This window comes from Jiangella alba (genome assembly GCF_900106035.1).
GTDB classification, from domain to species: domain Bacteria; phylum Actinomycetota; class Actinomycetes; order Jiangellales; family Jiangellaceae; genus Jiangella; species Jiangella alba.
The window spans coordinates 261,073-283,509 of sequence record NZ_FNUC01000003.1 but is presented as its reverse complement, the minus strand read 5'-3'; the positions used below and the strand labels follow the sequence as shown (position 1 = coordinate 283,509).

General features: G+C 74.8%; 15 protein-coding genes. 7 read left to right on the top strand and 8 right to left on the bottom strand.

All coding sequences use genetic code 11. The annotated features are described in order from the left end of the window. Positions 1–262 precede the first annotated feature (262 nt). Entirely contained in the window at positions 263–3,184 is a 2,922-nt protein-coding gene (gene secA / locus BLV02_RS04035; RefSeq protein ID WP_069110385.1) for a preprotein translocase subunit SecA, read from the bottom strand. Positions 3,185–3,333: 149 nt separating this feature from the next. Here secA and BLV02_RS04030 point away from each other — a divergent pair, with 149 nt between their 5' ends. Further along, positions 3,334–4,494, top strand: coding sequence for a GNAT family N-acetyltransferase (locus BLV02_RS04030; protein WP_143045043.1), 1,161 nt, complete (start codon positions 3,334–3,336; stop codon positions 4,492–4,494). Positions 4,495–5,456: 962 nt separating this feature from the next. On the opposite strand, the gene BLV02_RS04025 is transcribed toward BLV02_RS04030, so the two are convergent. The 6 genes from BLV02_RS04025 to mtrA all read right to left on the bottom strand — a co-directional run bounded on the left by BLV02_RS04025 (position 5,457) and on the right by mtrA (position 13,482). After that, the gene (locus BLV02_RS04025; RefSeq protein ID WP_069110387.1) at positions 5,457–6,671 is read right to left on the bottom strand and encodes a winged helix-turn-helix domain-containing protein; all 1,215 of its coding nucleotides are present in this window, start codon (positions 6,669–6,671) and stop codon (positions 5,457–5,459) included. Between the two features lie 97 nt (positions 6,672–6,768). After that, complete coding sequence (hpf, locus tag BLV02_RS04020) at positions 6,769–7,401, bottom strand: ribosome hibernation-promoting factor, HPF/YfiA family (RefSeq protein ID WP_069110388.1); 633 nt, start codon at positions 7,399–7,401, stop codon at positions 6,769–6,771. Positions 7,402–7,587: 186 nt separating this feature from the next. Then, positions 7,588–8,898 (bottom strand): ComF family protein, encoded by a 1,311-nt coding sequence (locus BLV02_RS04015; protein ID WP_069110389.1) that lies wholly within the window; start codon positions 8,896–8,898, stop codon positions 7,588–7,590. Positions 8,899–9,262: 364 nt separating this feature from the next. Continuing rightward, positions 9,263–11,011, bottom strand: a complete 1,749-nt coding sequence (locus BLV02_RS04010; RefSeq protein WP_069110390.1) for an LpqB family beta-propeller domain-containing protein — start codon at positions 11,009–11,011, stop codon at positions 9,263–9,265. Further along, a complete protein-coding gene (gene mtrB, locus BLV02_RS04005; protein WP_069110391.1) occupies positions 11,004–12,800 on the bottom strand; it encodes an MtrAB system histidine kinase MtrB in 1,797 nt (598 codons plus the stop codon). Before mtrB ends, BLV02_RS04010 begins: the two co-directional genes overlap by 8 nt. A gap of 4 nt (positions 12,801–12,804) precedes the next feature. After that, positions 12,805–13,482: an MtrAB system response regulator MtrA gene (mtrA, locus tag BLV02_RS04000; RefSeq protein WP_046769651.1), complete on the bottom strand. Its 678-nt coding sequence runs from the start codon at positions 13,480–13,482 to the stop codon at positions 12,805–12,807. A gap of 238 nt (positions 13,483–13,720) precedes the next feature. On the opposite strand from mtrA, the gene BLV02_RS37945 reads away from it, so the two are divergent. From BLV02_RS37945 to BLV02_RS03975, 5 genes are read left to right on the top strand one after another with little or no spacing between them, the layout of a single operon-like run. Continuing rightward, a complete protein-coding gene (locus BLV02_RS37945) occupies positions 13,721–15,565 on the top strand; it encodes a hypothetical protein (protein WP_083412362.1) in 1,845 nt (614 codons plus the stop codon). Beyond that, on the top strand, positions 15,562–16,227 hold the full coding sequence (locus tag BLV02_RS03990) for a DUF4129 domain-containing protein (protein ID WP_069110393.1): 666 nt from the start codon (positions 15,562–15,564) through the stop codon (positions 16,225–16,227). The genes BLV02_RS37945 and BLV02_RS03990 overlap by 4 nt, the downstream gene beginning before the upstream one ends. After that, a complete protein-coding gene (locus BLV02_RS03985) occupies positions 16,224–17,450 on the top strand; it encodes a DUF4350 domain-containing protein (protein ID WP_069110394.1) in 1,227 nt (408 codons plus the stop codon). Before BLV02_RS03990 ends, BLV02_RS03985 begins: the two co-directional genes overlap by 4 nt. Further along, positions 17,447–18,430 carry an AAA family ATPase gene (locus BLV02_RS03980; protein WP_245737697.1) on the top strand — a complete coding sequence of 328 codons (984 nt, stop codon included), beginning with the start codon at positions 17,447–17,449 and terminating at the stop codon, positions 18,428–18,430. The genes BLV02_RS03985 and BLV02_RS03980 overlap by 4 nt, the downstream gene beginning before the upstream one ends. Then, a complete protein-coding gene (locus BLV02_RS03975) occupies positions 18,430–19,725 on the top strand; it encodes a DUF58 domain-containing protein (protein ID WP_069110396.1) in 1,296 nt (431 codons plus the stop codon). The genes BLV02_RS03980 and BLV02_RS03975 overlap by 1 nt, the downstream gene beginning before the upstream one ends. Here the strand turns inward: BLV02_RS03975 and BLV02_RS03970 are convergent. After that, positions 19,722–20,723 carry a stage II sporulation protein M gene (locus tag BLV02_RS03970; RefSeq protein WP_069110397.1) on the bottom strand — a complete coding sequence of 334 codons (1,002 nt, stop codon included), beginning with the start codon at positions 20,721–20,723 and terminating at the stop codon, positions 19,722–19,724. The genes BLV02_RS03975 and BLV02_RS03970 overlap by 4 nt on opposite strands. Before the next feature lie 74 nt (positions 20,724–20,797). On the opposite strand from BLV02_RS03970, the gene BLV02_RS03965 reads away from it, so the two are divergent. Then, the gene (locus BLV02_RS03965; RefSeq protein ID WP_069110398.1) at positions 20,798–21,784 is read left to right on the top strand and encodes a helix-turn-helix domain-containing protein; all 987 of its coding nucleotides are present in this window, start codon (positions 20,798–20,800) and stop codon (positions 21,782–21,784) included. Positions 21,785–22,437 lie beyond the last annotated feature (653 nt).

Below are 22,437 nucleotides of genomic sequence, written 5' to 3'. Positions count from 1 at the left end.
CCGTACGGCCAGCTGATACGCCGGCCGGCAGCAGACCCCACCGCACCGTACGGCGCGCCAGCCGACCCGGCCGCTGGCAGCAGACCGGAGCGGACTTACCGCACCGTTCCGCCAGCCGACCCGGCGAACGGCAGCAGACCGCGAACGGACCCACCGCACCGCACGGCCAGCCGACGGCGCGAACGGCAGCGGCGGCACGACAGGCGTGAAATGGCGAGCGGCCGCCAGCAGGACGCCGGCGGCCGCTCGACCGGGGATCAGCTCAGTTGGCGGACTGCTCCGAGTTCTGCGCCGCGTGCCGCGGGTCGCCGTGGCAGCGCTTGAACTTCTTGCCCGAGCCGCACGGGCACAGCGCGTTGCGCGACACGTTGCTGAAGTCGGGCTCGCCGTCGGCAGCGGCGGCGTGCGAACCGCGCTCGCCGTTGGCGCCGGACGCCACCACCGCGCCCGCGCCGGCCGCACCCGCGCCCGCCGCACCAGCGACCCCAGCACCGCCCGCGCCACCAGCGCCGGCCTGCCCTCGCGCCGCCGGACGGACCTGCTCGACCCGCCGCTGCACCGCGCCGTCGCCGTCGACGGTGGGCGCGGTGTACTGGAGCTGCTGCGGCCGCTGCATCCCGCCGAGCCCCTTGGCCTGCACCACCGGCGCGCCAGGAGCGGTGGGCGCCGCCGCGCCGCCGCCCGGAGCCTGCACCTGGACCTCGAGGTTGAACACCAGGCCGACGGACTCTTCCTTGATGGCGTCCATCATGGCGACGAACAGGTCGAAGCCCTCACGCTGGTACTCGACCAGCGGCTGCTTCTGGGCGAACGCCCGCAGGCCGATGCCCTCGCGCAGGTAGTCCATCTCGTACAGGTGCTCGCGCCACTTGCGGTCGAGCACGGTGAGCAGGACCCGGCGCTCGAGCTCGCGCATGACGTCGGTGCCCAGGCTCTCCTCGCGTCGAGCGAGCGCCGAGCGCGCGTCGTCGACCAGCCGCTCGGTCAGGCTCGCCGGGGTGAGCGCGTTGCGGCCGCCGGCCTCCTGCTCGACCTCCTCGACGGTGACGCCGACCGGGTACAGCGTCTTCAGCGCCGTCCACAGCTGACCCATGTCCCAGTGTTCGGGGTAGTTGCCGGACGTGGCGCCCTGGACGTACGCGGTGACGGCGTCGTCGAGCATGCCGGTGGCCTGCTCGTGGAGGTCTTCGCCGTGCAGGACGCGGGCGCGCTCGTCGTAGATGACCATGCGCTGGCGGTTGAGGACGTCGTCGTACTTCAGGACGTCCTTGCGCATCTCGAAGTTCTGCGCCTCGCGCTGCGTCTGCGCGCTCTTGACGGCGTTGCTGACGCGCTTGTGTGAGATGGGGACGTCGTCGGGCTGGTTGAACGTCCGCATGATCATCTCGACCCACTCGCTCTTGAACAACCGCATGAGGTCGTCCTGCAGCGACAGGTAGAAGCGCGACTCACCCGGGTCGCCCTGACGGCCGGAGCGGCCGCGCAGCTGGTTGTCGATGCGGCGCGACTCGTGCCGCTCGGTGCCGAGCACGTACAGCCCGCCGAGCCCGCGGACCTCCTCGCGCTCGGCCGACACCTGAGCGTCGAGCTTCTCGAGGATGGCGATCTCGGCCGCGTTGTACTCGTCGGCGTTCTCGACGGGGTCGAGGCCGCGCTGCTTCAGCTCGGCCTGCGCCATGAACTCGTGGTTGCCGCCCAGCATGATGTCGGTACCGCGACCGGCCATGTTGGTGGCGACGGTGACGGCGCCCTTGCGGCCCGCCTGCGCGACGATGGCGGCCTCGCGATCGTGCTGCTTGGCGTTGAGGACCTCGTGCGGGACGCCGCGCTTGCGCAGCAGCTGCGACAGCCGCTCGGACTTCTCGACGCTGGTGGTGCCGACGAGAACCGGCTGGCCCTTCTGGTGCCGCTCGACGAGGTCCTCGACGACGGCGTCGAACTTGGCCTCTTCCGTACGGTAGATCTCGTCGTCCTGGTCGAGGCGCGCCAGCGGGCGGTTCGGCGGGATGGGCACGACGCCGAGGGTGTAGATCTTGTCGAACTCGGCGGCCTCGGTCATGGCCGTACCGGTCATGCCGGAGAGCTTGTCGTAGAGGCGGAAGAAGTTCTGCAGGGTGATGGTCGCCAGGGTCTGGTTCTCCTGCTTGATCTCCACCCCTTCCTTCGCCTCGATGGCCTGGTGCATGCCCTCGTTGTAGCGGCGCCCGCCCAGGATGCGGCCGGTGTGCTCGTCGACGATGAGCACCTCGCCATCCTTGACGACGTACTCCTTGTCGCGCCGGTACAGCTCCTTGGCCTTGATGGAGTTGTTGAGGTACTGGATCAGCGGCGTGTTGGCGCTCTCGTAGAGGTTGTCGATGCCCAGCCAGTCCTCGACCCGCTCGATGCCGGGCTCGAGGACGCCGACCGTGCGCTTCTTCTCGTCCACCTCGTAGTCGGTGTCGCGGCGCAGGCGCTGCGACACCTTCGCGAACTCTGTGTACCAGCGCGTCGGCTGGTCGGCCGGGCCGGAGATGATCAGCGGGGTGCGGGCCTCGTCGATGAGGATGGAGTCGACCTCGTCGACGATGGCGTAGTGGTGGCCGCGCTGCACCTGGTCCTCGACCCGCTGCGCCATGTTGTCGCGCAGGTAGTCGAAGCCGAACTCGTTGTTCGTGCCGTACGTGATGTCGGCGCCGTAGGCCTCGCGGCGCTGGGCCGGCGTGAGGCCGTTGAGGATGATGCCGACCTCGAGGCCCAGGAAGCGGTGGATGCGGCCCATCCACTCGGCGTGGTAGCGAGCCAGGTAGTCGTTGACGGTGACGACGTGCACGCCCTTGCCCGTGAGCGCGTTGAGGTACGACGGCAGCGTCGCGACCAGCGTCTTGCCCTCACCGGTCTTCATCTCGGCGATGTTGCCGAGGTGCAGCGCCGCGCCACCCATGATCTGGACGTCGTACGGGCGCTGGCCGATGACGCGCCGGGCCGCCTCGCGCACCGTCGCGAACGCCTCCGGCAGCAACGCGTCGAGCTCTTCACCAGCCTCGAGACGCGTGCGGAACTCGTCGGTCATGGCGCGCAGCTCGTCGTCGGTCATCGAGGTGAAGTCGTCCTCGATGCTGTTGACCAGCTTGACGATCCCCTCGAGCTTCTTGAGGATCTTGCCTTCGCCGGCACGGAGAATCTTGTCGAGCAGAACAGGCACGCGGGGTCAACTCCTATGCAGCGGGCTTGGGCGTTGGTCGCGCCCGGTGGCTCCGGGGAGGTACAGAGGCTCGTCGACCCATGGTACGTCGGGTCACGGAAAAGATAACGACTCGACCTCGAAGCGCGGCAGCGGGCAGGATGCAGGACGTGCAACCGTTCGAGCTCCGCGCAGAGCGCCTCCTGCTCGCGGTGCCGGTGGCCGCCGACATCGAGCGCATCACCGAGCTGTGCCAGGACCCCGAGATCCAGCGCTGGACCACGCTGCCCTCCCCCTACACGCACGAGCACGCCAAGAGCTTCGTCGAGGACGCCGTCCGCCGCGGCTGGGAGACCGAGCAGGATCTCGTCTGGGCCATCCGCTCGCCGGAGGACCGGCGCGTTCACGGCGTCATCGGGCTGCGCTCGCACGGCGACGGCGCCGCCGAGGTCGGCTACTGGGTGGGACCCGAGGCCCGCGGCGACCGACTGGTCTCGCGGGCGGTCCGGCTGGTCGCCGAATACGCGTTCGCCGACATCGGGCTGGGGCTGACGCACCTGCGCTGGCGGGCCGTCGTCGGCAACTGGGCGTCGCGGCGGGTCGCGTGGGCGTGCGGGTTCCGGATCGAGGGCCTGATCCGCGGCGGCAACGCGCAGCGCGGCATCCGTCGCGACACCTGGGTCGGGACGCTGATGGCCGGCGAGCCGATGCGCCCGGTGTCGCCGTGGCTGGACGTCCCGACGCTGCGCGGCTCGCGGGTTTCGCTGCGCCGGTTCGCCGACTCCGACGCCGCCGCCGTCGTCGAGGCCTGCAACGACCCCGTCACGCAGCACTGGCTGGGCGGGCTGCCGTCGCCGTACACGCGCGACATCGCACGCGCCTACATCCGCGACCGTGAGGAGGAGGCGGCCTCGGGGCGGGGTGTGCACTGGGCGGCGGCGCTACCGGAGGGCGGGCCGGCGATCGGGGCGTTCTCGCTGATGGGCCTGCTGACGCACGACGGCGGGGCGGAGATCGGGTATTGGGTGCACCCGGCGGCGCGGGGCCGTGGCGTGGCGACCGAGGCGGTCGGGCTGATGGCGCGGCACGCGTTCGCGCCGGTGCCGTCGGGTGGGCTCGGCCTGCGGCGGCTCGTGATCGCGCACGTGACCGGCAACGACGGGTCGCGGAAGGTGATCGAGCGGGCCGGCTTCCGGCCTTACGGCGTCGAGCGGGCCGGCGATCGGATCCGCGGCGGGACCGTCCTCGACCTGCACTGGTACGACCTCCTCTCGGACGACCCGCTGCCGCGGTCGGCGGGCTCCCTGCCCCCGGACGAGCCGCTGCTCTGACGCCGCGCACGTCCGGCCGGCCCGCCGTCCTGCGCCGCCCGCGGCGGGCGGACCAGACGCCGACTCGCGCCGCCCCGCGGCTGGCGAACCTCACGCCGTCCTGCAGCGCCCCGCGGCCGGGACCAGACGCCGCCCTGCAGCACCCCGCGGCGGGCGGACCTGACGCCGTCCTGCGGCGTCCCGCGGCGGGCGGATCTGACACCGTCTCGCGCCGCCCCGCGGCCGGCGAACCTCACGCCGTCCTGCAGCGCCCCGCGGCCGGGACCAGACGCCGCCCTGCAGCACGCCGCGGCGGGCGGACCTGACGCCGTCCTGCGGCGTCCCGCGGCGGGCGGATCTGACACCGTCTCGCGCCGCCCCGCGGCCGGCGAACCTCACGCCGTCCTGCAGCGCCCCGCGGCCGGGACCAGACGCCGCCCTGCAGCACCCCGCGGCGGGCGGACCTGACGCCGTCCTGCGGCGTCCCGCGGCGGGCGGATCTGACACCGTCTCGCGCCGCCCCGCGGCCGGCGAACCTCACGCCGTCCTGCAGCGCCCCGCGGCCGGGACCAGACGCCGCCCTGCAGCACCCCGCGGCGGGCGGACCTGACGCCGTCCTGCGGCGTCCCGCGGCGGGCGGATCTGACACCGTCTCGCGCCGCCCCGCGGCCGGCGAACCTCACGCCGTCCTGCAGCGCCCCGCGGCCGGGACCAGACGCCGCCCTGCAGCACCCCGCGGCGGGCGGACCTGACGCCGTCCTGCGGCGTCCCGCGGCGGGCGGATCTGACGCCGTCTCGCGCCGCCTGCGGCCGGCGGACCAGACGCCGAGCGCGGAGGGCGGCCGTCCGCAGGAGACGAGCGTGCATAGCTGCCCGCTGGGCCGGCGCCGTTCGCCATTTCGCCGGGCAGTTGGCACCGTTCCGGCGGCCGGCGGAGGACGGTCGGCGCGGAGGGGCGGCCGCCCGGCAGGGTGGGGTCGAGGTCAGGCGGCGCGGTCGAGGGCCTCCTGGAGTGGGGTGGCGATGTCGCCGCGGCCGGTGGTCGTCACGCCGGAGAGGCCGAGCCAGCCGGCCAGCGACACCAGCTCGTCGGCCAGTTCGTCGGGGGTGTCGGCCGGTGAGCCGGGCTCGCCCCACGCCGATTGCACCAGCAGCACTCCGGCCTGACGGTCGGCCTTGAGGTCGACCCGGGCCACCAGTTCGTCGCCGAGCAGGAACGGCAGCACGTAGTAGCCGTGCACGCGTGTCTCGGGCGGGACGTAGATCTCCAGCCGGTACCGGAACCCGAACAGCGCCTCGGTGCGGGCGCGTTCCCAGATGAGCGAGTCGAACGGGCTCAGCAGCGCCCGGGCGTCGACCCGGCGAGGCACGCGGGCGTCGCGATGGAGGTAGGCCGGCCGCTTCCAGCCGTCGACGGTGACCGGCAGCAGCTCACCGGCGTCGACCAGCTCGGCGATGGCCGACTTCGCGCCGGCGACGGGCAGGCGGAAGTAGTCGCGCAGGCACTGCTCGGACCCGACCCCGTGCGCCCGGGCGGCGATGCGGACCAGCTCGCGATGCGACTCGTCGGGCGTCGGCGTCGGGACCGAGAGGACGTCGCGGTGCAGGACCCGCTCGGGGATGTCGTACAGCCGGGCGAACGAGCCGTTGCGGCCGGCCGCCGTGACCTCGCCGGCCCAGAACAGGTACTCGAGCGCCGTCTTCACGTCCGACCAGTTCCAGCCCCAGTCGGTCTTCTCGCGAGGGGCGTCGTGCTCGATCTCGCCGGACGTGACCGGGCCGAGCCGCTTCACCTCGTCGAGCACCCAGGCGACGAAATCGGGCTTCTCCTGCGCCAGCCGCCGGATGCCGCCCCAGGCGAGCTCGTCGGCGCGGGCCATGCGCGAGCGCAGGTACGGCTGGGTGCGCACCGGCAGCAGCGACGCCTCGTGGGCCCAGTACTCGAACAGCATGCGCGGCGACTTGTTGGCCGCGCGGTCGACCTCGGCGCGCGGGTAGGGGCCGAGGCGGCTGAAGAACGGCAGGTAGTGCGAGCGCGAGAGCACGTTGACGGAGTCGATCTGCACGACGCCGACGCGGTCGACGACGCGGCGGACGGCGCGCCGGTCGGGGCTCGGCGGGCGGGGGTCGGCGAACCCCTGGGCCGCGAGCGCCACCCGCCGGGCCGCCGCGTTCGTCAACCTCTCTCGTCTGGCCATGTCGCGAAGCTATCAGCGGGCACCGACAGGGTCGGGGCGGTGCAGACGCGCGTCGGCGCGCCCTCCGCGGAGGACGCGCCGACGCGGTGGGGCGACGTCAGACGTCGAGGCGGATGACGCCGTAGTCGTAGCCGCGACGCCGGTAGACGACGCTCGGCATCTTGGATTCGGCGTCGACGTACAGGTAGAAGTCGTGGCCGACCAGTTCCATCTCGTAGAGCGCTTGGTCGAGCGTCATGGGCTCGGCGCGGTGGGTCTTCTCGCGGACCACCATGGGCCCGGAGTCGGGGACGGCGTAGGCGTCCGGCGGCTCCTCGACCGCGGTGGCCGCCTTCGCGGCGGGAGCGGGCGTCGGCTGCGCGGGGATGGCGGCGCCGTCGAGCCCGGCGGTGGCCGCGGCGACGGAGATCGGCGTGCGGCTGCCGCGGTGGACGCGCCGGCGGTCGGCCGCCTTGCGCAGCCGGGCGACGAGCTTGTCGGTGGCGAGATCGAGCGCGGCGTACCGGTCGGCGGCGGCCGCCTCGGCCCGGATGACCGGGCCCTTGGAGTGCAAGGTCAGTTCGACCCGTTCGGACTGGTCGGTCTGTCGAGGGTTGGCCTCGGCCGTGATCTCGACGTCCACTCTGATGACCTTGTGAGCGATCTTGTCGAGTTTGGAGAGCTTCTCCGCGACATGGTTACGGAATCGCTCCGGCACGGTCGTGTGACGGCCCTTGATGACGATATCCACTCGAAACCTCCCGGTCGTGTGGGGTCTGACGGTCAAGCGGCACCCACACGCTCAAGTCACCGGGGTTCGCACCCGGCCTTCCTCGTGGGGTCGAGGATCGACAATGGGTGCCATGCACAAACGTTAGCCGTTCGTCGCCTTTCGTACACGTGGAACCCCTTGATTTCTGCTCCGCCGAGGCCGACGTCACACCACCGCGATCACCGCCGCCGCGCAAGGGCGCAGGCCGGCGGCCTCGAGCGCTCGGGCACTCTCGCGCAGCGTGGCCCCGGTCGTCATGACGTCGTCGACGATGACGACGCAGCAGCCGGTGGTGCGGCGGGTCGCGGCGGCCGTGGCGACGAGGGATCCGTACAGGTTGTGTTCGCGTTCGTGGCGGTCGAGGCCGGCTTGGTCGGCGACGCGGCGGCCGTGTCGGAGGCAGGGGACGACGGTGGCGGCCTGGCCGGAACGCTGGAGGGTGGCGGCGGCTCGGCGGGCGGTGCGGAGGACGGGGTCGTGGCCGCGGTGGCGGACGGCGGAGGGCGCGGACGGGACCGGGATCAGGACTATGGGGCGGTCGCCGTGGGTGGCGTGGCCGGAGGCGGTGGTGGCGAGGACAGCGGGGTCGAGGGTGGGCGCGGCGAGGTGGGTGGCGCGGGCGTGGGTGGCGCGGGCGTGGGTGGCGGCGCCGTGGATGGCGTGATCGACGGTAGGGGCGGCGAGGTAGGGGGCGCCGTGGGCGGCGGCATGGATGGCCCGGCTGGGGGTGGGAGCAGCGAGGCGGATGGCGCCGTGGGTGGCGCGATCGAGGGCAGGGGCGGCGCCGTGGATGGCGCGGTCGGGGATGGGAGCGGCGAGGTGGTCGGTAGTGGCGGTGATCGCGACAGCGAGGGCGTCGCCGAGGGGCTTGGCCAGGGGTAGGCGACCACGTTCCTTGTGATCGATGATCGCGGCACCGACGGCGTCGGCGTAGGCGGCGGCTCCGGCCAGCGGGAGGTCGGGGCGACCGGGAACCGTCCGGAGGCGCGCGGCCGAGCCCAGCAGCGCCGCACGGCAGGGTGGGCAGAGCAGGCCGGCGTGCTCGCCGCAGCCGGCGCACGTGCTGCCGAGGGCGAGATCGGCCGCCGCGTGCCCGAGGCGGGCGACGGTATGTCGGAGGCGCACGAGCGCGGGCCGCACGCCGGCACGGCGTGGACCGGCGGGACGAGAAGGGCCGGCCCGGGCGACGACGTGGAGGGTCTGGGTGGCGGCGCGGGCGGTGCTGCCGGGGCGGCCGGACCGGGTAGCGGCCGCGGTGGCGTGCTCGGGTGCCTCGGCGCGGTTGTTCCGGGCGGCAGCGTCGGCGCGGTTGGTCCGGGCGGCAGCGTCGGCGCGGTTGGTCCGGGCGGCTGCCTCGGCGCGGCTGGTCCGGGCGGTAGCGTCGGCGGCGCTCTCAGGATGGCTGGGCCTGGTGGCGGCGCGAGCGTGGCTCTCGGGCTGGCTGGTGTGGGCTGTGATGCGGCTGTAAATGATCATGGAACCAGCATGCACCATGGGTCCGACAAGGTCGGCCGGATGGTGGCCCGACCAGGTGAGGGACCTGTGGACGTGTCGGCGGTGGCAAACCACGGCGCAGCAGCCACCGGCCACCCACCGGCCACCCACCGGCCGCACCGGCAAGCGGCCAGCAAGCAGCGAGCGAGCGGCCGGCAGCCAGCAGCCGGCGAAGAGGTGCAGCGTCGGCCGGCAGGAGGCGAGCGGACAGCGAAGAGCGGATGTGAAGGCGGCGGCGACTACGGCGCCAGTCTCCACGGGCAGCGAGCGGGCGTCAGCCAGCGGGCGGCCGGCAGCGGGCGGCCGGCAGCAGGCGGCCGGCAGCAGGCGGGACAGGGGCGCGGCATCAGCCAGGGTAGGCGGGGCTGCGGGCGGGCCCGATCTCCGTCCACGCGTTGCTCGACCGCTGCACGTACAGCACGCCGTCACCGGACTCGAGCACGACGGGCAGGCCGGCGGCCGCGCCGACGTGGGCGGCGTCGCCGGCGGGGAGGCCGCCGCGGGGGAGGGTCTCTTGGCCGGAGAGGGCGGCGTAGTAGGGCTCGACCGTCGTCTCGCCGGCGTTGGACTTGGTCTCGAGCAGGATGACGACGGTGTCGGCGGCGCTCCAGGAGGGGCTGGTCGAGCTCCAGGCGACGTCGCGGGCGAGGCCGGAGGGGCCGATCGGCTGGGGCTGGTCGATGCGGATCGTCGCGTCGCTGTCGGCGTCGCGGATGATGTTGGCGACCATGGCGTGGCCGCCGGCGACGAGGGCGAGGCGGGTGCCGTCGGGTGAGACGGCGAGGTGGTCGACGGCCTGGTCGGTGAGTTCGGGGGCGGTGACGGCGACGGGCTGGCCGTCGGGGCGGGCGACGACGATGCCGGGGGCGGGGGCGCCGGCGTCGACGGCCCAGATGAGGCCGGTGCGGTCCCAGGCGGGCGAGGAGAGGGAGGTGCCGGTGAGCAGCGTCTCCAGCGGCTCGTCCTCGCCGAACGAGGCGGCCTGGATGGCGGTGCGGTCGGCGTTGATCACGATGCCGCGGTTGGCGGCGAGGTTGACGGCCACCTCGTGCGCGTCGGCCTGCTCGCCCAGCGGCCCGGGGACGGGCGTCATCTCACCGTCGGACACCGACACGACGCCGGTCTCGCCGATGGCGTAGAGCGGCGTGCCGGACGGCAGCACGGACGGGTCGTACGAGCTCAGCGGCGGCTCCTGCGGCGACATCGGGTCACCGGAGATCAGCGGCAGCTTGTCGGCCAGCACCTCGACCTTCTCGACCTCGGGCAGGACACCGAGGGTCCACGCCAGCTGGGCGACCATGCGCTCGCGCTCCTCCGGCCCGGCCAGCGCGGCGCCCGCGCCCAGCTCGACGGTGGCGACGCCGTCGCGGACGGGGACGGCGTCGATGGCGAGCTCGGCGTCGGGCCGGAACGCGGTGGCGACGGCGGGCGCCAGCCACTCGGTCGGACCGCTCAGCACCTTGCGGGCCAGCAGCGTCGCGGTGGCGTCGTTGGCGGTGCGCGGCAGGTAGACGACGTCGGGCACCAGCACCTCGAAGCCCGGGTCGAAGAAGTAGATGTTGCGGGCCTGGTACTCGCGCTCGAAGCTGAAGTCGGACACGAGGATGCCCGGCGGCGGGTTGGCGATGCGCCACTCGCCGTCGACCTGGTCGAGCTGCAGGTCGAACTCGCGCGGCAGCCGGCCGTCGCCCTCGCTGAACGCGCCGTCGGGGCCGACCTCGCCGCGCGGCGTCGTCTTCACGTGGACGACGTTGTCGCTGAGCTGCTGGGTGTCGGGCTTGGGCTCGTAGTACACGCCGACGCGGGCGTACGGGTCCCACTCCGCGCCGGCCTCCTCGGTGAGGTACTCGCGGGCGGTCTCGTAACCGGGCTGGTAGGACGCCATGGCCTCGATGAAGCCGTCGACGATCTCCTTCGGCGTCATGCCGGGCTGCGGCGGCGCCTCGATGACCTCGATGTAGCGGCTCTGGTCGTCGGCCTGCGGCCCGACGGCGCCCGCGTCGACGACCGGGCCGGACGTCGGGATCTCGCTGCACCCGGCGACGACGGCCGCGGCGGCGAGCACGGCGACGGTGACGGCGGCGCGGCTACCCATGCCGCACCTCCTCCGCCGACGCCGACGGAGACGACGACGGGGTGACCTCGGGCGGAGCCGCGGACGAGACCGGCGACGGCTCGTCGGCGGACGACAGCAGCCGGCGGTACGGCGCCCCGATGGCGCTGGCGTCCATCAGCCCGTCGCCGACATCGCCGGGGACGAGGGCCAGCGGCGACGAGCGCAGGTCGTCGCCGGCCAGCCGGGGCAGCGTGAGCCGGAACTGCGACCCCTCGCCCGGTTCGCCCCACGCCTGCAGCCAGCCGCCGTGCAGCCGGGCGTCCTCCAGCGCGATGGACAGCCCGAGGCCGGTGCCGCCGGTGGTCCGCGCCCGGGCCGGGTCGGCCCGCCAGAACCGGTGGAAGACCAGCGACGACTCCCCCGGCTTCAGGCCGACGCCGTGGTCGCGGACGGTGACGGCGACGGCGTGGTCGTCGGCGGCGACGGTGATGCGGACGTCGTGGCCCTCACCGTGCTCGACGGCGTTGACGACGAGGTTTCGGACGATGCGCTCGATGCGCCGGGCGTCGATCTCGGCCATCGCCGGCTCGACCGGGACGTCGACGACCAGCTCACTGCCCTTCTCGACGGCCAGCGGCGTGGCGGCGTCGACCACCTTGTGCACGACGTCGCGGACGTCGTACCGCTCGGCGTTGAGCGCGGCGGCGCCGGCGTCGAACCGGCTGATCTCCAGCAGGTCGGTGAGCAGCGCCTCGAACCGGTCGAGCTGGGCCTGCAGCAGTTCGACGGAGCGTTCGGTGACGGCGTCGAACTGGCCGCGCGACTCGTACAGGACGTCGGCGGCCATGCGCACCGTGGTCAGCGGCGTGCGCAGCTCGTGCGAGACGTCGGAGACGAACTGCTGCTGCATGCGCGAGAGGTCCTCGAGCTGGCCGATCTGGTGCTGCAGGCTGGCCGCCATCTGGTTGAAGCTCATCGCCAGCCGGGCGAGGTCGTCGCGGCCGCGGACGGCCATGCGTTCGGCGAGGTTGCCGGCCGAGAACCGTTCGGCGATGCGCGCCGCCAGCCGCACCGGCGTCACGACCTGCCGCGCGACCAACCAGGCCAGCGCGCACAGCAGCACGATCAGCAGCACGCCGGCCGTCGTCAGCGCCGTCAGGACGAGGTCGACGGTCTGCTGCTGCTCGGTCAGCGGGAACAGGTAGTAGAGCTCGTAGTCGCCGCCGTAGGGGTCGGTGATCTGCCCGCCGACGGCCAGGCCGGGCACCTCGCGGCCGTCGAGGTAGCGGATGGAGGTGTACGTGCGGAAGATCCGCTCCTCGTCGGCGACGCGGTCGCGCAGCGAGCCGGGCACGCTGAGCGGGCTGACGCCGGAGCGGTAGGTGCGTGCGCCCTCGCCGCCGAGCACGACGATCTCGTACAGCGGGTCGCTCGCGGCGGACGTGTTGCCGCTGGCCGCGAGCGTCTCGACGATGCTGGTGAGCGTCTGCCGCAGTTCGTCGGGCGGTGCGTCGGACACCGCGAGCGTGCGCTGGGCGCTGTCGACGCCCGCGGCGGCGTCGGCGACGGCGGCGTCGGCGTGTGCCCGCAGCAGGCCGTCGGTGATCTGCCGCGACAGCGTCACCCCCAGCAGCGACACGACGACCAGCGACAACGCCAGCGTCGCCGTGATGACGCGCAGCTGGATCGAGCGCCGCCAGGCGCCCCGGACCAGCCGCCACGGCCGCATCGACCACTGGGCCAGGCGCGGCAGGAATCGCGACAGCGCGTCGGCTCCCGCGCCCGCCGCTGCCGCCCCCGCGTCATCCCCGCCGACGGGACCGATCATCCGCTCACCCAGGTCCGGCCTTGTACCCCACACCACGGACGGTCACGACGATCTCGGGTCGTTCGGGGTCGTGCTCGATCTTGGAGCGCAGCCGCTGCACGTGCACGTTGACCAGGCGGGTGTCGGTGGCGTGGCGGTAGCCCCACACCTTCTCGAGCAGCTCCTCGCGGGTGAACACCTGCCACGGGCGCCGGGCCAGGCAGGCGAGGAGGTCGAATTCCAGCGGCGTCAGCGAGATCGGCTGGCCGTCGCGTTTGACCGAGTGACCGGCGACGTCGATGACGACGTCACCGACCTGCAGGGTCTCGGGCTTGGGGTCGTCGGTGCGGCGCAACCGGGCCCGCACGCGGGCGACCAGTTCCTTCGGCTTGAACGGCTTGACGACGTAGTCGTCGGCGCCGGACTCGAGGCCCACGACGATGTCGACGGTGTCGCTCTTGGCGGTCAGCATGACGATGGGCACACCGGACTCGGCGCGGATCTCCTTGCACACGTCGATGCCGTCGCGGCCGGGGAGCATGAGATCGAGCAGCACGAGGTCGGGCTTGAACTCGCGGAACGCCGGCAGAACGTCGTCGCCACGCGTGATGATGGCGTGCTCGTACCCCTCGCCACGCAGCACAATCCCTAGCATCTCCGCCAACGCTGTGTCGTCGTCGACGATGAGCACACGTCCCTTCATGTCCATATCGTGACACCGAAGAGGCCTCAGAGTGAAAAAGTTGCTCGCCAGCGTGCCGTCGGGCGCGCCGGTGGCTCGTCTGAGCAGAGCCCGCAGGACGTGACAGGATTGAGGTGAGACCGGCGGGTCCGCGGGGGTTCGCGGGCCTGCGACGGCGACGGCCACAGCGCCCAGGGGCGTGCGGAGCATGCGCCGGATCGGCCCGCGACGGCCGTCCGGCGCCGGAGAAGGGAGCCCGATGTCCGGGATCGCGGGGGCGCCTCCGCCGGACGACGACGCGGCGCGCGAGGACGACGCGACGCGCGGCGGCCACGTGCCCGCCCCGGACGGCGACGCGGCCCAGGCGGGCGGCGACAGCGGCTCGGCGGGCGACGCGCGGACGGTTCAGTCGGGCGACGCCCAGGCGGGCGACGCGCACGCGGCCCAGTCGGCTCGGCCGAACCCGTTCGCGAGCGGCGGCAGCGGCTCGGCGGGCGCTGCCGCGCAGACGGGTGGTGCCGCGCAGACGGGCGGTGCCGCGCAGACGGGCGCTGCCGCGCAGGCGGGCGCTGGACAGGTGAGCGGCGCCGAGCCGGTGGCCCCGCCCGCGCCGCCGCCGTATCCGGGCTGGTCGCCGCAGCAGCCGGGGATGCCGGCGGGCGGCCCGGGCCAGCCGGGCGCCGGCCCCGGCCACCCGGGCGCCGGACCGGGCCACCCAGGCGCCGGACCAGGCGGGCAGGACGACCGCCCCGGCGGACAGGGCAGGCAGGTCGGCGGCCCCGGCGAACCGGGCGGCCAGAGCAGCCAGGGCAGCGGCTGGAACGCCGGCGGCTGGGGTCCGGGCAGCGGCTGGGACCAGTCCCCGCAGGGCTGGCAGCGGCCGTCCGCCGGCCAGCCGGGCGGCTGGGACCGTCCCGGCGGCCCCACCTACACCGGCCCGCCCGGCGCGGGCCAGCCCGGCGCAGGCCAGCCCGGCCAGGGCCCGGCCTACGGCGACCCCCGCCAGGGCCAGCCGGGCTACGGCCAGCCGGGCTACGGGCAGCCGGGCTACGGCCAGCCGGGCTACGGGCAGCCGGGCTACGGCGCCTGGTCGAACGGCCCGGGACCGGCCTGGCGGGCGCCCGACGTGAAGCCGGGCGTCATCCCGCTGCGCCCGCTCGGCGTCACGGAGATCCTCGACGGCGCCATCACGACCATCCGCCGCAACCTCGCCGCCATGCTCGGCCTGTCCGCGGTCGTGGCGGCGACGACGCAGATCCTGTCGTCGGCGCTGCTGGCGTGGGTGTTCGGCGAGACCATCACCCAGCCCGACCTCGGCATGACCGAGGCCGAGACGTTCGACGCGCTGGCGCGGGGCATTCCGGCGGCGCTGATCGGCTGGCTGGTCACCGTCGTCGTCACGGTGTTCCTGACCGGGGTGCTGACGGTGGTGGTGGGGCAGGCGGTGCTGGGCCGCGACCTCAGCATCGGGCAGGCCTGGCGCGAGTCGAAGGGCCGGTTGCCGCGGCTGCTGGGGCTGACCTTCCTGTACACGCTGATCTACTTCAGTCCGGCCATCGTGGTGCTGCTGGCGGCGCTGGGGCTGGCGGCCGTCGGCGGGACGGCGGCGGCAGCACTGGTCGTGCTGCTGGGGGTGGCCGCGGTCCCGGTGACCATCTGGCTGTACGTGCGCTACGCGCTGTCGACGCCGTCGCTCATGCTGGAGACGACGACGGCCGAGGGCGCGACGCGGCCGATCCGGGTGGTCGAGTCGCTGCGGCGGTCGGCGACGCTGGTGAAGACGTCGTGGTGGCGGGTGTTCGCCATCCTGCTGCTGATCCTGTTCATCACGTTCCTGATCGGGCAGGTGGTGGCGGTGCCGTTCGGCGTGCCGTCCATGCTCGGCACCAGCGCCGCCGACGACCCCGTCACCTGGTACGTGCTGAACACACTGGCCGGCATGATCTCGGCGACCATCACGGCGCCGTTCGCGGCGGCGGCCACGGCGCTGCTGTACATCGACCGGCGCATCCGGCGCGAGGGCCTCGACATCGAGCTCGCCCGCGCGGCCGGCGTCGACCTGCACGGACGCGGCGGCAGCGGAGCGCCTCCGGGCTCGCCGTGATCGCGGCGTCGATCCCGGTCGACCTCGGCCGCGACGAGGCGCGCGAGCTCGCCCGGCAGGAGCTCGCGAAGCCGTCCTACGAGCGCGACACCCCCATCGTGACGAGGGTGCTGCGCTGGCTCTCCGAGCAGCTGGAACGCGTCCTCGAGGCGGCGACCGGGACGCTGTCCACCCAGCTGGGGCTGGCCATCGTGGTCGCCATCGCGGTCGGGTTCGCGACCCTGGTGATCCTCCGGGCCGGGCCGCTGGCCAAGCGCAACGCCGCCCGCTCCGGCGCCGTCCTGCCCGGCCGCCGGCGCAGCGCCGCCGAGTACCGCGCCGCGGCCGACGCCGCCGCCGGGCGCGGCGACTGGCCGGCCGCCGTCGTCGAACGGTTCCGCGCCGTCGTCGCCGGGCTGGAGGAGCGCGGCGTCCTGGACCCGCGGGCCGGCCGCACGGCGGACGAGGCGGCCCGCGAGGCCGCGACGCTGCTCGGCGACCTCCCACGACCGGACGGCGGCATGCACGCGGGCGCCCGGCTGTTCGACGGCGTCCGCTACGGCGGGGCGGCGGCGACGCAGGCCGACGACCTGCTGCTGCGCGAGCTCGACGACGCCGTCGCCGCGGCGCGGCCGCGGCCCGAGCCGGCCACCGGCGGGCCCGTCCTGGCGGTGCCCCGGTGAGCACGACCACCGCACCGCCCGAGTCGCGGCCGCTCGATCCCACCAGCGCCGAGCACTGGCGGCGCTGGCGCCGGCCGCTCGCGGTCGTAGCGTTCCTGCTGGTCACGGCCGTCGTCCTGGGCATCGTGCAGAGCCAGGCCGGCCGCGGCTACCTCGATCCCGAGGGCGTCGACAACCCGGGCGCGCGGGCGCTGGCCACGCTGCTGGCCGAGCAGGGCGTCGACATCACGTCCGTGCGCGGCAACGCCGACGCCGTCGCGGCCGCGGGCCCCGACGACACCGTGCTGGTGACGGTGCCCGACCTGCTGACGACCGGCCAGATCGACCGCCTCGTCGACACCGGCGCCCGGCTGGTGCTGGTGGCGCCCGAGCTGCGGGTTCCCGACTACGCGCCGGGGCTGACGGCCGTGCTGGTCGACGCGCCCGGCACGGTCGAGCCCGGCTGCGGGCTGCCGGTCGCCGAACGGGCCGGGTCGGCACGGCTGGGCGGGCTCGGCTTCAGCGGCGACCTCAGCCGGTCCGAGGGCGCCGCCTGCTACGCCGTCGACGGCGAGCCGGCGCTGGCGGTGTCGTCGACGGAGAGCGGCGGCCAGGTGGTGCTGCTCGGCACCGCCGAACCGCTGACGAACGAGTACCTCGACGACGACGGCAACGCCGCGCTGGCGCTGGGGCTGCTCGGCGAGACGCGGCGGCTGATCTGGTACCGCCCCATCCCCGAGCAGGGCACCGACGCGCCGGCCGCGTTCACCGACGAGCTGCCCGGCTGGGTGCGGGCCGGCGCCTGGCAACTGGCGATCGCCGTGGCGCTGGCCGCCGTGTGGCGGGCGCGGCGGCTGGGCCGGCTGGTCACCGAGCCGCTGCCGGTCGTCGTCCGGGCCAGTGAGACCACGGAGGGACGGGCCCGGCTGTACCGCCGCGGCCGGTCCCGCGAGCACGCCGCCGGGCTGCTCCGGGCGGCCGCGATCCGCCGGCTGGCCGCGTCCGCCCGGCTGCCCGGCGAGACCGGCGAGGCCGGGCCCGACGCCGTCGGCGCCCTGGCCGCCACGCTCGCCGCCCGCACCGGCCGGCCCGCCGCGCAGATCACCGCGCTGCTGGCCGGCCCGCCGCCGGCCGACGACGCCGCCCTGGTGCGGCTGGCCGACGACCTCGACGACCTGGAGAATGCCGGTGTCCCCCGGGCCACCGGCACGTCGCCCACCGGAAAGGATCCCCGTCCATCGTGACGTTCTCGGCGCAGTCCCCCGCTCCCACCTCCGACGCCGCCCGCGCGGCGCTGACCACCGTCCGCGAAGAGGTCGCGAAGGCCGTCGTCGGGCAGGACGCCGTGGTGAGCGGCCTGGTCATCGGGCTGCTCTGCCGCGGTCACGTGCTCCTCGAGGGCGTGCCCGGCGTCGCGAAGACGCTGCTGGTGCGGGCGCTCGCGACGACGCTGCGGGTCGAGACGAAGCGGGTGCAGTTCACCCCCGACCTCATGCCCGGCGACATCACCGGCTCGCTGGTCTACGACGCGCGCACGGCGGAGTTCTCCTTCGTCGAGGGCCCGGTCTTCACCAACCTGCTGCTCGCCGACGAGATCAACCGGACGCCGCCGAAGACGCAGGCCGCGCTGCTGGAGGCGATGGAGGAGCGGCAGGTCTCCGTCGACGGCCGGCCACGGCCGCTGCCCGACCCGTTCCTCGTCGCCGCCACCCAGAACCCGGTCGAGTACGAGGGCACCTACCCGCTGCCCGAGGCGCAGCTGGACCGCTTCCTGCTCAAGCTCACCGTCACGGTGCCCGAGCGCGACGACGAGATCGCGGTGCTGCGCCGGCACGCCGACGGGTTCGACCCGCGCGACCTCGCGGCCGCCGGGGTCCAGGCGGTGGCCGGGCCGGACGACCTCGCGGCCGCACGCGAGGCCGTCGCCGCCGTCCGGGTCGAGCCCGACATGCTCGGCTACGTCGTCGACGTCTGCCGGGCCACCCGCACGTCGCCGTCGGTGCAGCTGGGCGTCTCGCCGCGTGGCGCGACGGCGCTGCTCAAGACGGCGCGCGCGTGGGCCTGGCTGTCCGGGCGCGGGTACGTCACGCCCGACGACGTCAAGGCGCTGGCCCGGCCGACGCTGCGGCACCGCCTGACGCTGCGGCCGGAGGCCGAGATGGAGGGCGTCACCGCCGACTCCGTGCTCGAGACGGTCCTGGCCACGGTCCCCGTCCCGCGCTGATGGTCCTGACGGGGCGGGTCGCGGCGCTGGCGGCCATCGGCGCGGTGGTCGTGGCGGCCGCGGCGCCGTCGTGGGCCGGCATCCTGGGCGTGACGGGGGTCGTGCTGGCGCTCGCGCTGGCCGACGTGCTGCTGGCCGGGTCGCCGCGGGCGCTGCGGCTGTCCCGCGACGGCGACCACACGGCGCGGCTGGGCACGACGGCGACGGTGCGGCTGAGCGTGCGCAACGACGGCCGCCGCCGGGTCCGCGGACTGCTGCGCGACGCCTGGCCGCCGTCCGCGGGCGCCGTCGCCGACCGCGTCGCCGTCGACCTCCCGGCCGGTGAGCGACGGCTGGTCGAGACGTCGTTGCGGCCGACCCGGCGGGGCGACCGCACCGCCGACCGCGTGACGGTGCGCAGCCTGGGCCCGCTCGGGCTGGCCGGGCGGCAGGGCTCGCACGCCGTGCCGTGGACCGTCCGGGTGCTGCCGCCGTTCCGGGCCCGCCGGCACCTGCCGTCGCGGCTGGCCCGGCTGCGCGAGATCGACGGCCGGTCCGCGGTGCGCATCCGCGGCCAGGGCACCGAGTTCGACTCGCTGCGCGAGTACGTCCGCGGCGACGACGTCCGGTCCATCGACTGGCGGGCCACCGCCCGGCACGGCGGCGTCGTGGTGCGGACGTGGCGGCCCGAGCGCGACCGGCACGTGCTGATCGTCCTCGACACCGGCCGAACCTCCGCGGGCCGGGTCGGCGACGAGCCGCGGCTGGACGCCGCCATCGACACCGCGCTGCTGCTCGGCGCGCTGGCCGCGCGCGCCGGCGACCGCGTCGACCTGCTCGCCTACGACCGCCAGGTCCGCGCCGACGTCGCCCGGCTCGACGCCACCGACGTGCTGCGGCGCATGGTCGGCGCGCTGGCGGTGCTGGAGCCGGAGCTGCTGGAGACCGACTACCGGCAGCTCACGGCCGAGATCCTGAGCCGGGCGGGGCAGCACGCGCTGGTCGTCATCGTCACCGGGCTCGACTCCAGCGCCGTCGAGCTGGGGCTGCTGCCGGTGCTCGGACGGCTGACCCGTCGGCACACCGTCATGGTCGCGTCGGTGGCCGACCCCCGGCTGGCCGAGCTGGCCGCCGGCCGGGGCGACTCCGACGCCGTCTACGCGGCCGCCGCCGCCGAGCACGACCGCCTCGCCCGCGCCCAGCTGGCCGAGCTGCTCGGCCGCCGCGGCGCCCACGTCGTCGACCAGCCCCCGGCCGACCTCCCGCCCGCCGTCGCCGACGCCTACCTGGAGCTCAAGGCGACCGGACGGCTCTAACCGGCGACGGGCAGGATGTCGGCGCGGGCGTCGCGGGCGATGTCGCCGACCTCGCCGGCCAGCACCGCGCGCCGTCCGTACACCCACACGTAGGCGAGGAACAGCGCCTCCGCGAGCACCCCGATGGCGATGCGCGCCCACGTCGGCAGGCCCGACGGCGTCACGAACGCCTCGATGACGCCGGACACCAGCAGCACGCAGGCCAGACCGAGCGCCATGCCGAGCGTGGCCCGTCCGGTCTCCGCGAGCGCCTCGCCGCGGCCGCGCGGACCCGGATCGACCACCGTCCAGCCCAGCCGGAGCCCGGCGCCGGCGGCGACGAACACCGCCGTCAGCTCCAGCAGGCCGTGCGGCGTGATGAGGCCGAAGAACACGTCGAGCCGGCCGGCCGCCGCCATCAGCCCGGCCGACGCGGCCACGTTGACGGCGTTCATCCACAGCACGTACACGACCGGGATGCCGAGGAAGACGCCGAGCGCGAGGCAGGCCGCCGCCACCCAGGCGTTGTTCACCCACACGCGGGCGGCGAACGAGCCGGCCGGGTTGGCCGAGTAGTAGTCCTCGAAGTCGTGCTCGACCAGCTGCCTGATCTGCTCCGGCGCGCCGATGGACGCCTGCACGGCCGGGTTCGCGGCCACCCACCAGGCGATCGCGACGGAGACGACGGCGAACGCGAGCGCCGCGCCGATCCACCACCGCCGGTTGAGGTACACGGCCGCCGGGAAGCCGACGGTGAGGAAGCGGACGACGTCGCGCCAGCCCGGGTCGTGAGCGCCGGCGATGGCCGTACGGGCCCGCGCCACCAGCGACGACAGCCGTCCGAGCAGGACGGGGTCGGGCGCGGCCGAGCGCAGCGTGGACAGGTGCGTGGACGCGGCGCGGTACAGCGCCACCAGTTCGTCGGCCTCGGGCCCGGTGAGCCGGCCGCGGCGGCGGACCAGCCGCTCGAGGCGGTCCCACTCGTCGCGGTGCGCGGCGACGAACGCGTCGAGGTCCACCTGCCGTCCCTTCGCACGCCGACTCCGAGCCCGTGTCCGAGACTAGGGCATCACTCGCGACGAGGAGGACCGCGATGCTCGAAGGCACCGGTGTCACCGCAGCCGAGGAAGAGGCCTACCGCCTGCTGGTGCGGGCCGGCGAACTGGACGTCGCCGGCCTCGCGGCCCGGCTGCCCGGCGTGGACGCCGCCGCGGTGGCCGGCGGACTGGCCGAACTCGGCCTGGTCCGGCGGCTGCCGGGCGGCGGCGAGCGCTACGCCCCGAACCCGCCCGACGTCGCGTTCGGGCCGCTGCTGCTGCATGGCCAGGAGGCGCTGGACCGCGCCCGCTCCGCCGTCGCCGAGCTGGCCGAGGAGCACCGCGCCACCGCCCGGCGGCGCGACGCCGGGCAGCTGCTGGAGATCGTGACCGGCGGCGAGGCGATCCGCGAACGCATCCGCACCGTCCAGCTGGGCACCCGCGAGGAGCTGCTGTGGTTCTGCCGGGCCGGGCACGTCGCGATGCCGTCGGAGGACAACGTCGAGGAGTACGACATGCTCGCCCGCGGCGTCAGCTACCGGGTGCTGTACGAGCGGCAGCTGCTGGAGGAGCCCGGCATGCTCGACGACCTCGCGAAGGGCATCGCGGCCGGCGAACAGGCGCGTTCGGCGCCGTCGCTGCCCGTGCGACTGGCGATCTCGGACCGGTCGGTGGCGATCTGCCCGCTGGTCCCGCGCAGCGACGGCAGCACCGAGCCGACCGCCGCGATCGTCCGCGACAGCAACCTGCTGACGGCGCTGATCGCGCTGTTCGAGAGCTACTGGGCGTCCGCGACGCCGATCCAGCTGTCTGACGGTGTCGCGGTGGCCGGCCCCGGCGCGGGGACCGGGCCGCTCTCCGGTGACGAGCGGTTCCTGCTGTCGCTGCTGGTCGCCGGCGTGACGGACAAGGCCATCGCGACCCGCCTCGGCGTCAGCATGCGCACCGTCCAGCGGCGCATCCGCGACCTGATGGCGCTGGCCAGCGCCGAGACCCGGATGCAGCTGGCCTGGCAGGTGGCGCGGCGCGGCTGGCTGGCCTGACTCGGCCCCGTCGACCGGCGTGGGCTGTGGGCTGTGGGCTGTGGGCTGTGGGCGAGGTTGTCGGTGGGCGCCCGTAGAGTCGGTGGCCCACCCGGCCGGGAGGGGTGTGCCCACGCCGCGTCGCCTCGCGCCCGTCGCCACGCCGGCCGCCCCGCCCGCACTCGAGGCGCCGCACCCGCCATGCTCGTGCCCGGCCACCGCCGGCCGCCCCGCCCGTCAGCCGCCATGTTCGTGCCCCGTCACCGCCGGCCGCAGCCGCAGCCGAAGCCGCGGACGTTGTCAGTGCGCGCCCGTAGAGTCGGTGGCCCACCCGGCCGGGAGGGGCGGGCCCACGCCGCGTCGCCTCGCGCCCGTCACCACGCCGGCCGCCCCGCCCGCACTCGTTGCGCCGCACCCGCTCGATCTCGTGCCCGGCCGCCGACGGCCGCCCCGCTCGTCAGCCGCCATGTTCGTGCCCCGTCACCGCCGGCCGCAGCCGCAGCCGTAACCGCGGACGTTGTCGGTGCGCGCCCGTAGAGTCGGTGGCCCACCCGGCCGGGAGGGGTGGGCCCAACGCCCATACGCACCACCAGCGGGGTGGTGCGTATGGGTGCTCACTGCAAAGCGTCCAGCCCGGTCAGCCGGCGGCGGCGTCGCGCGGCCGCTCGTCGACG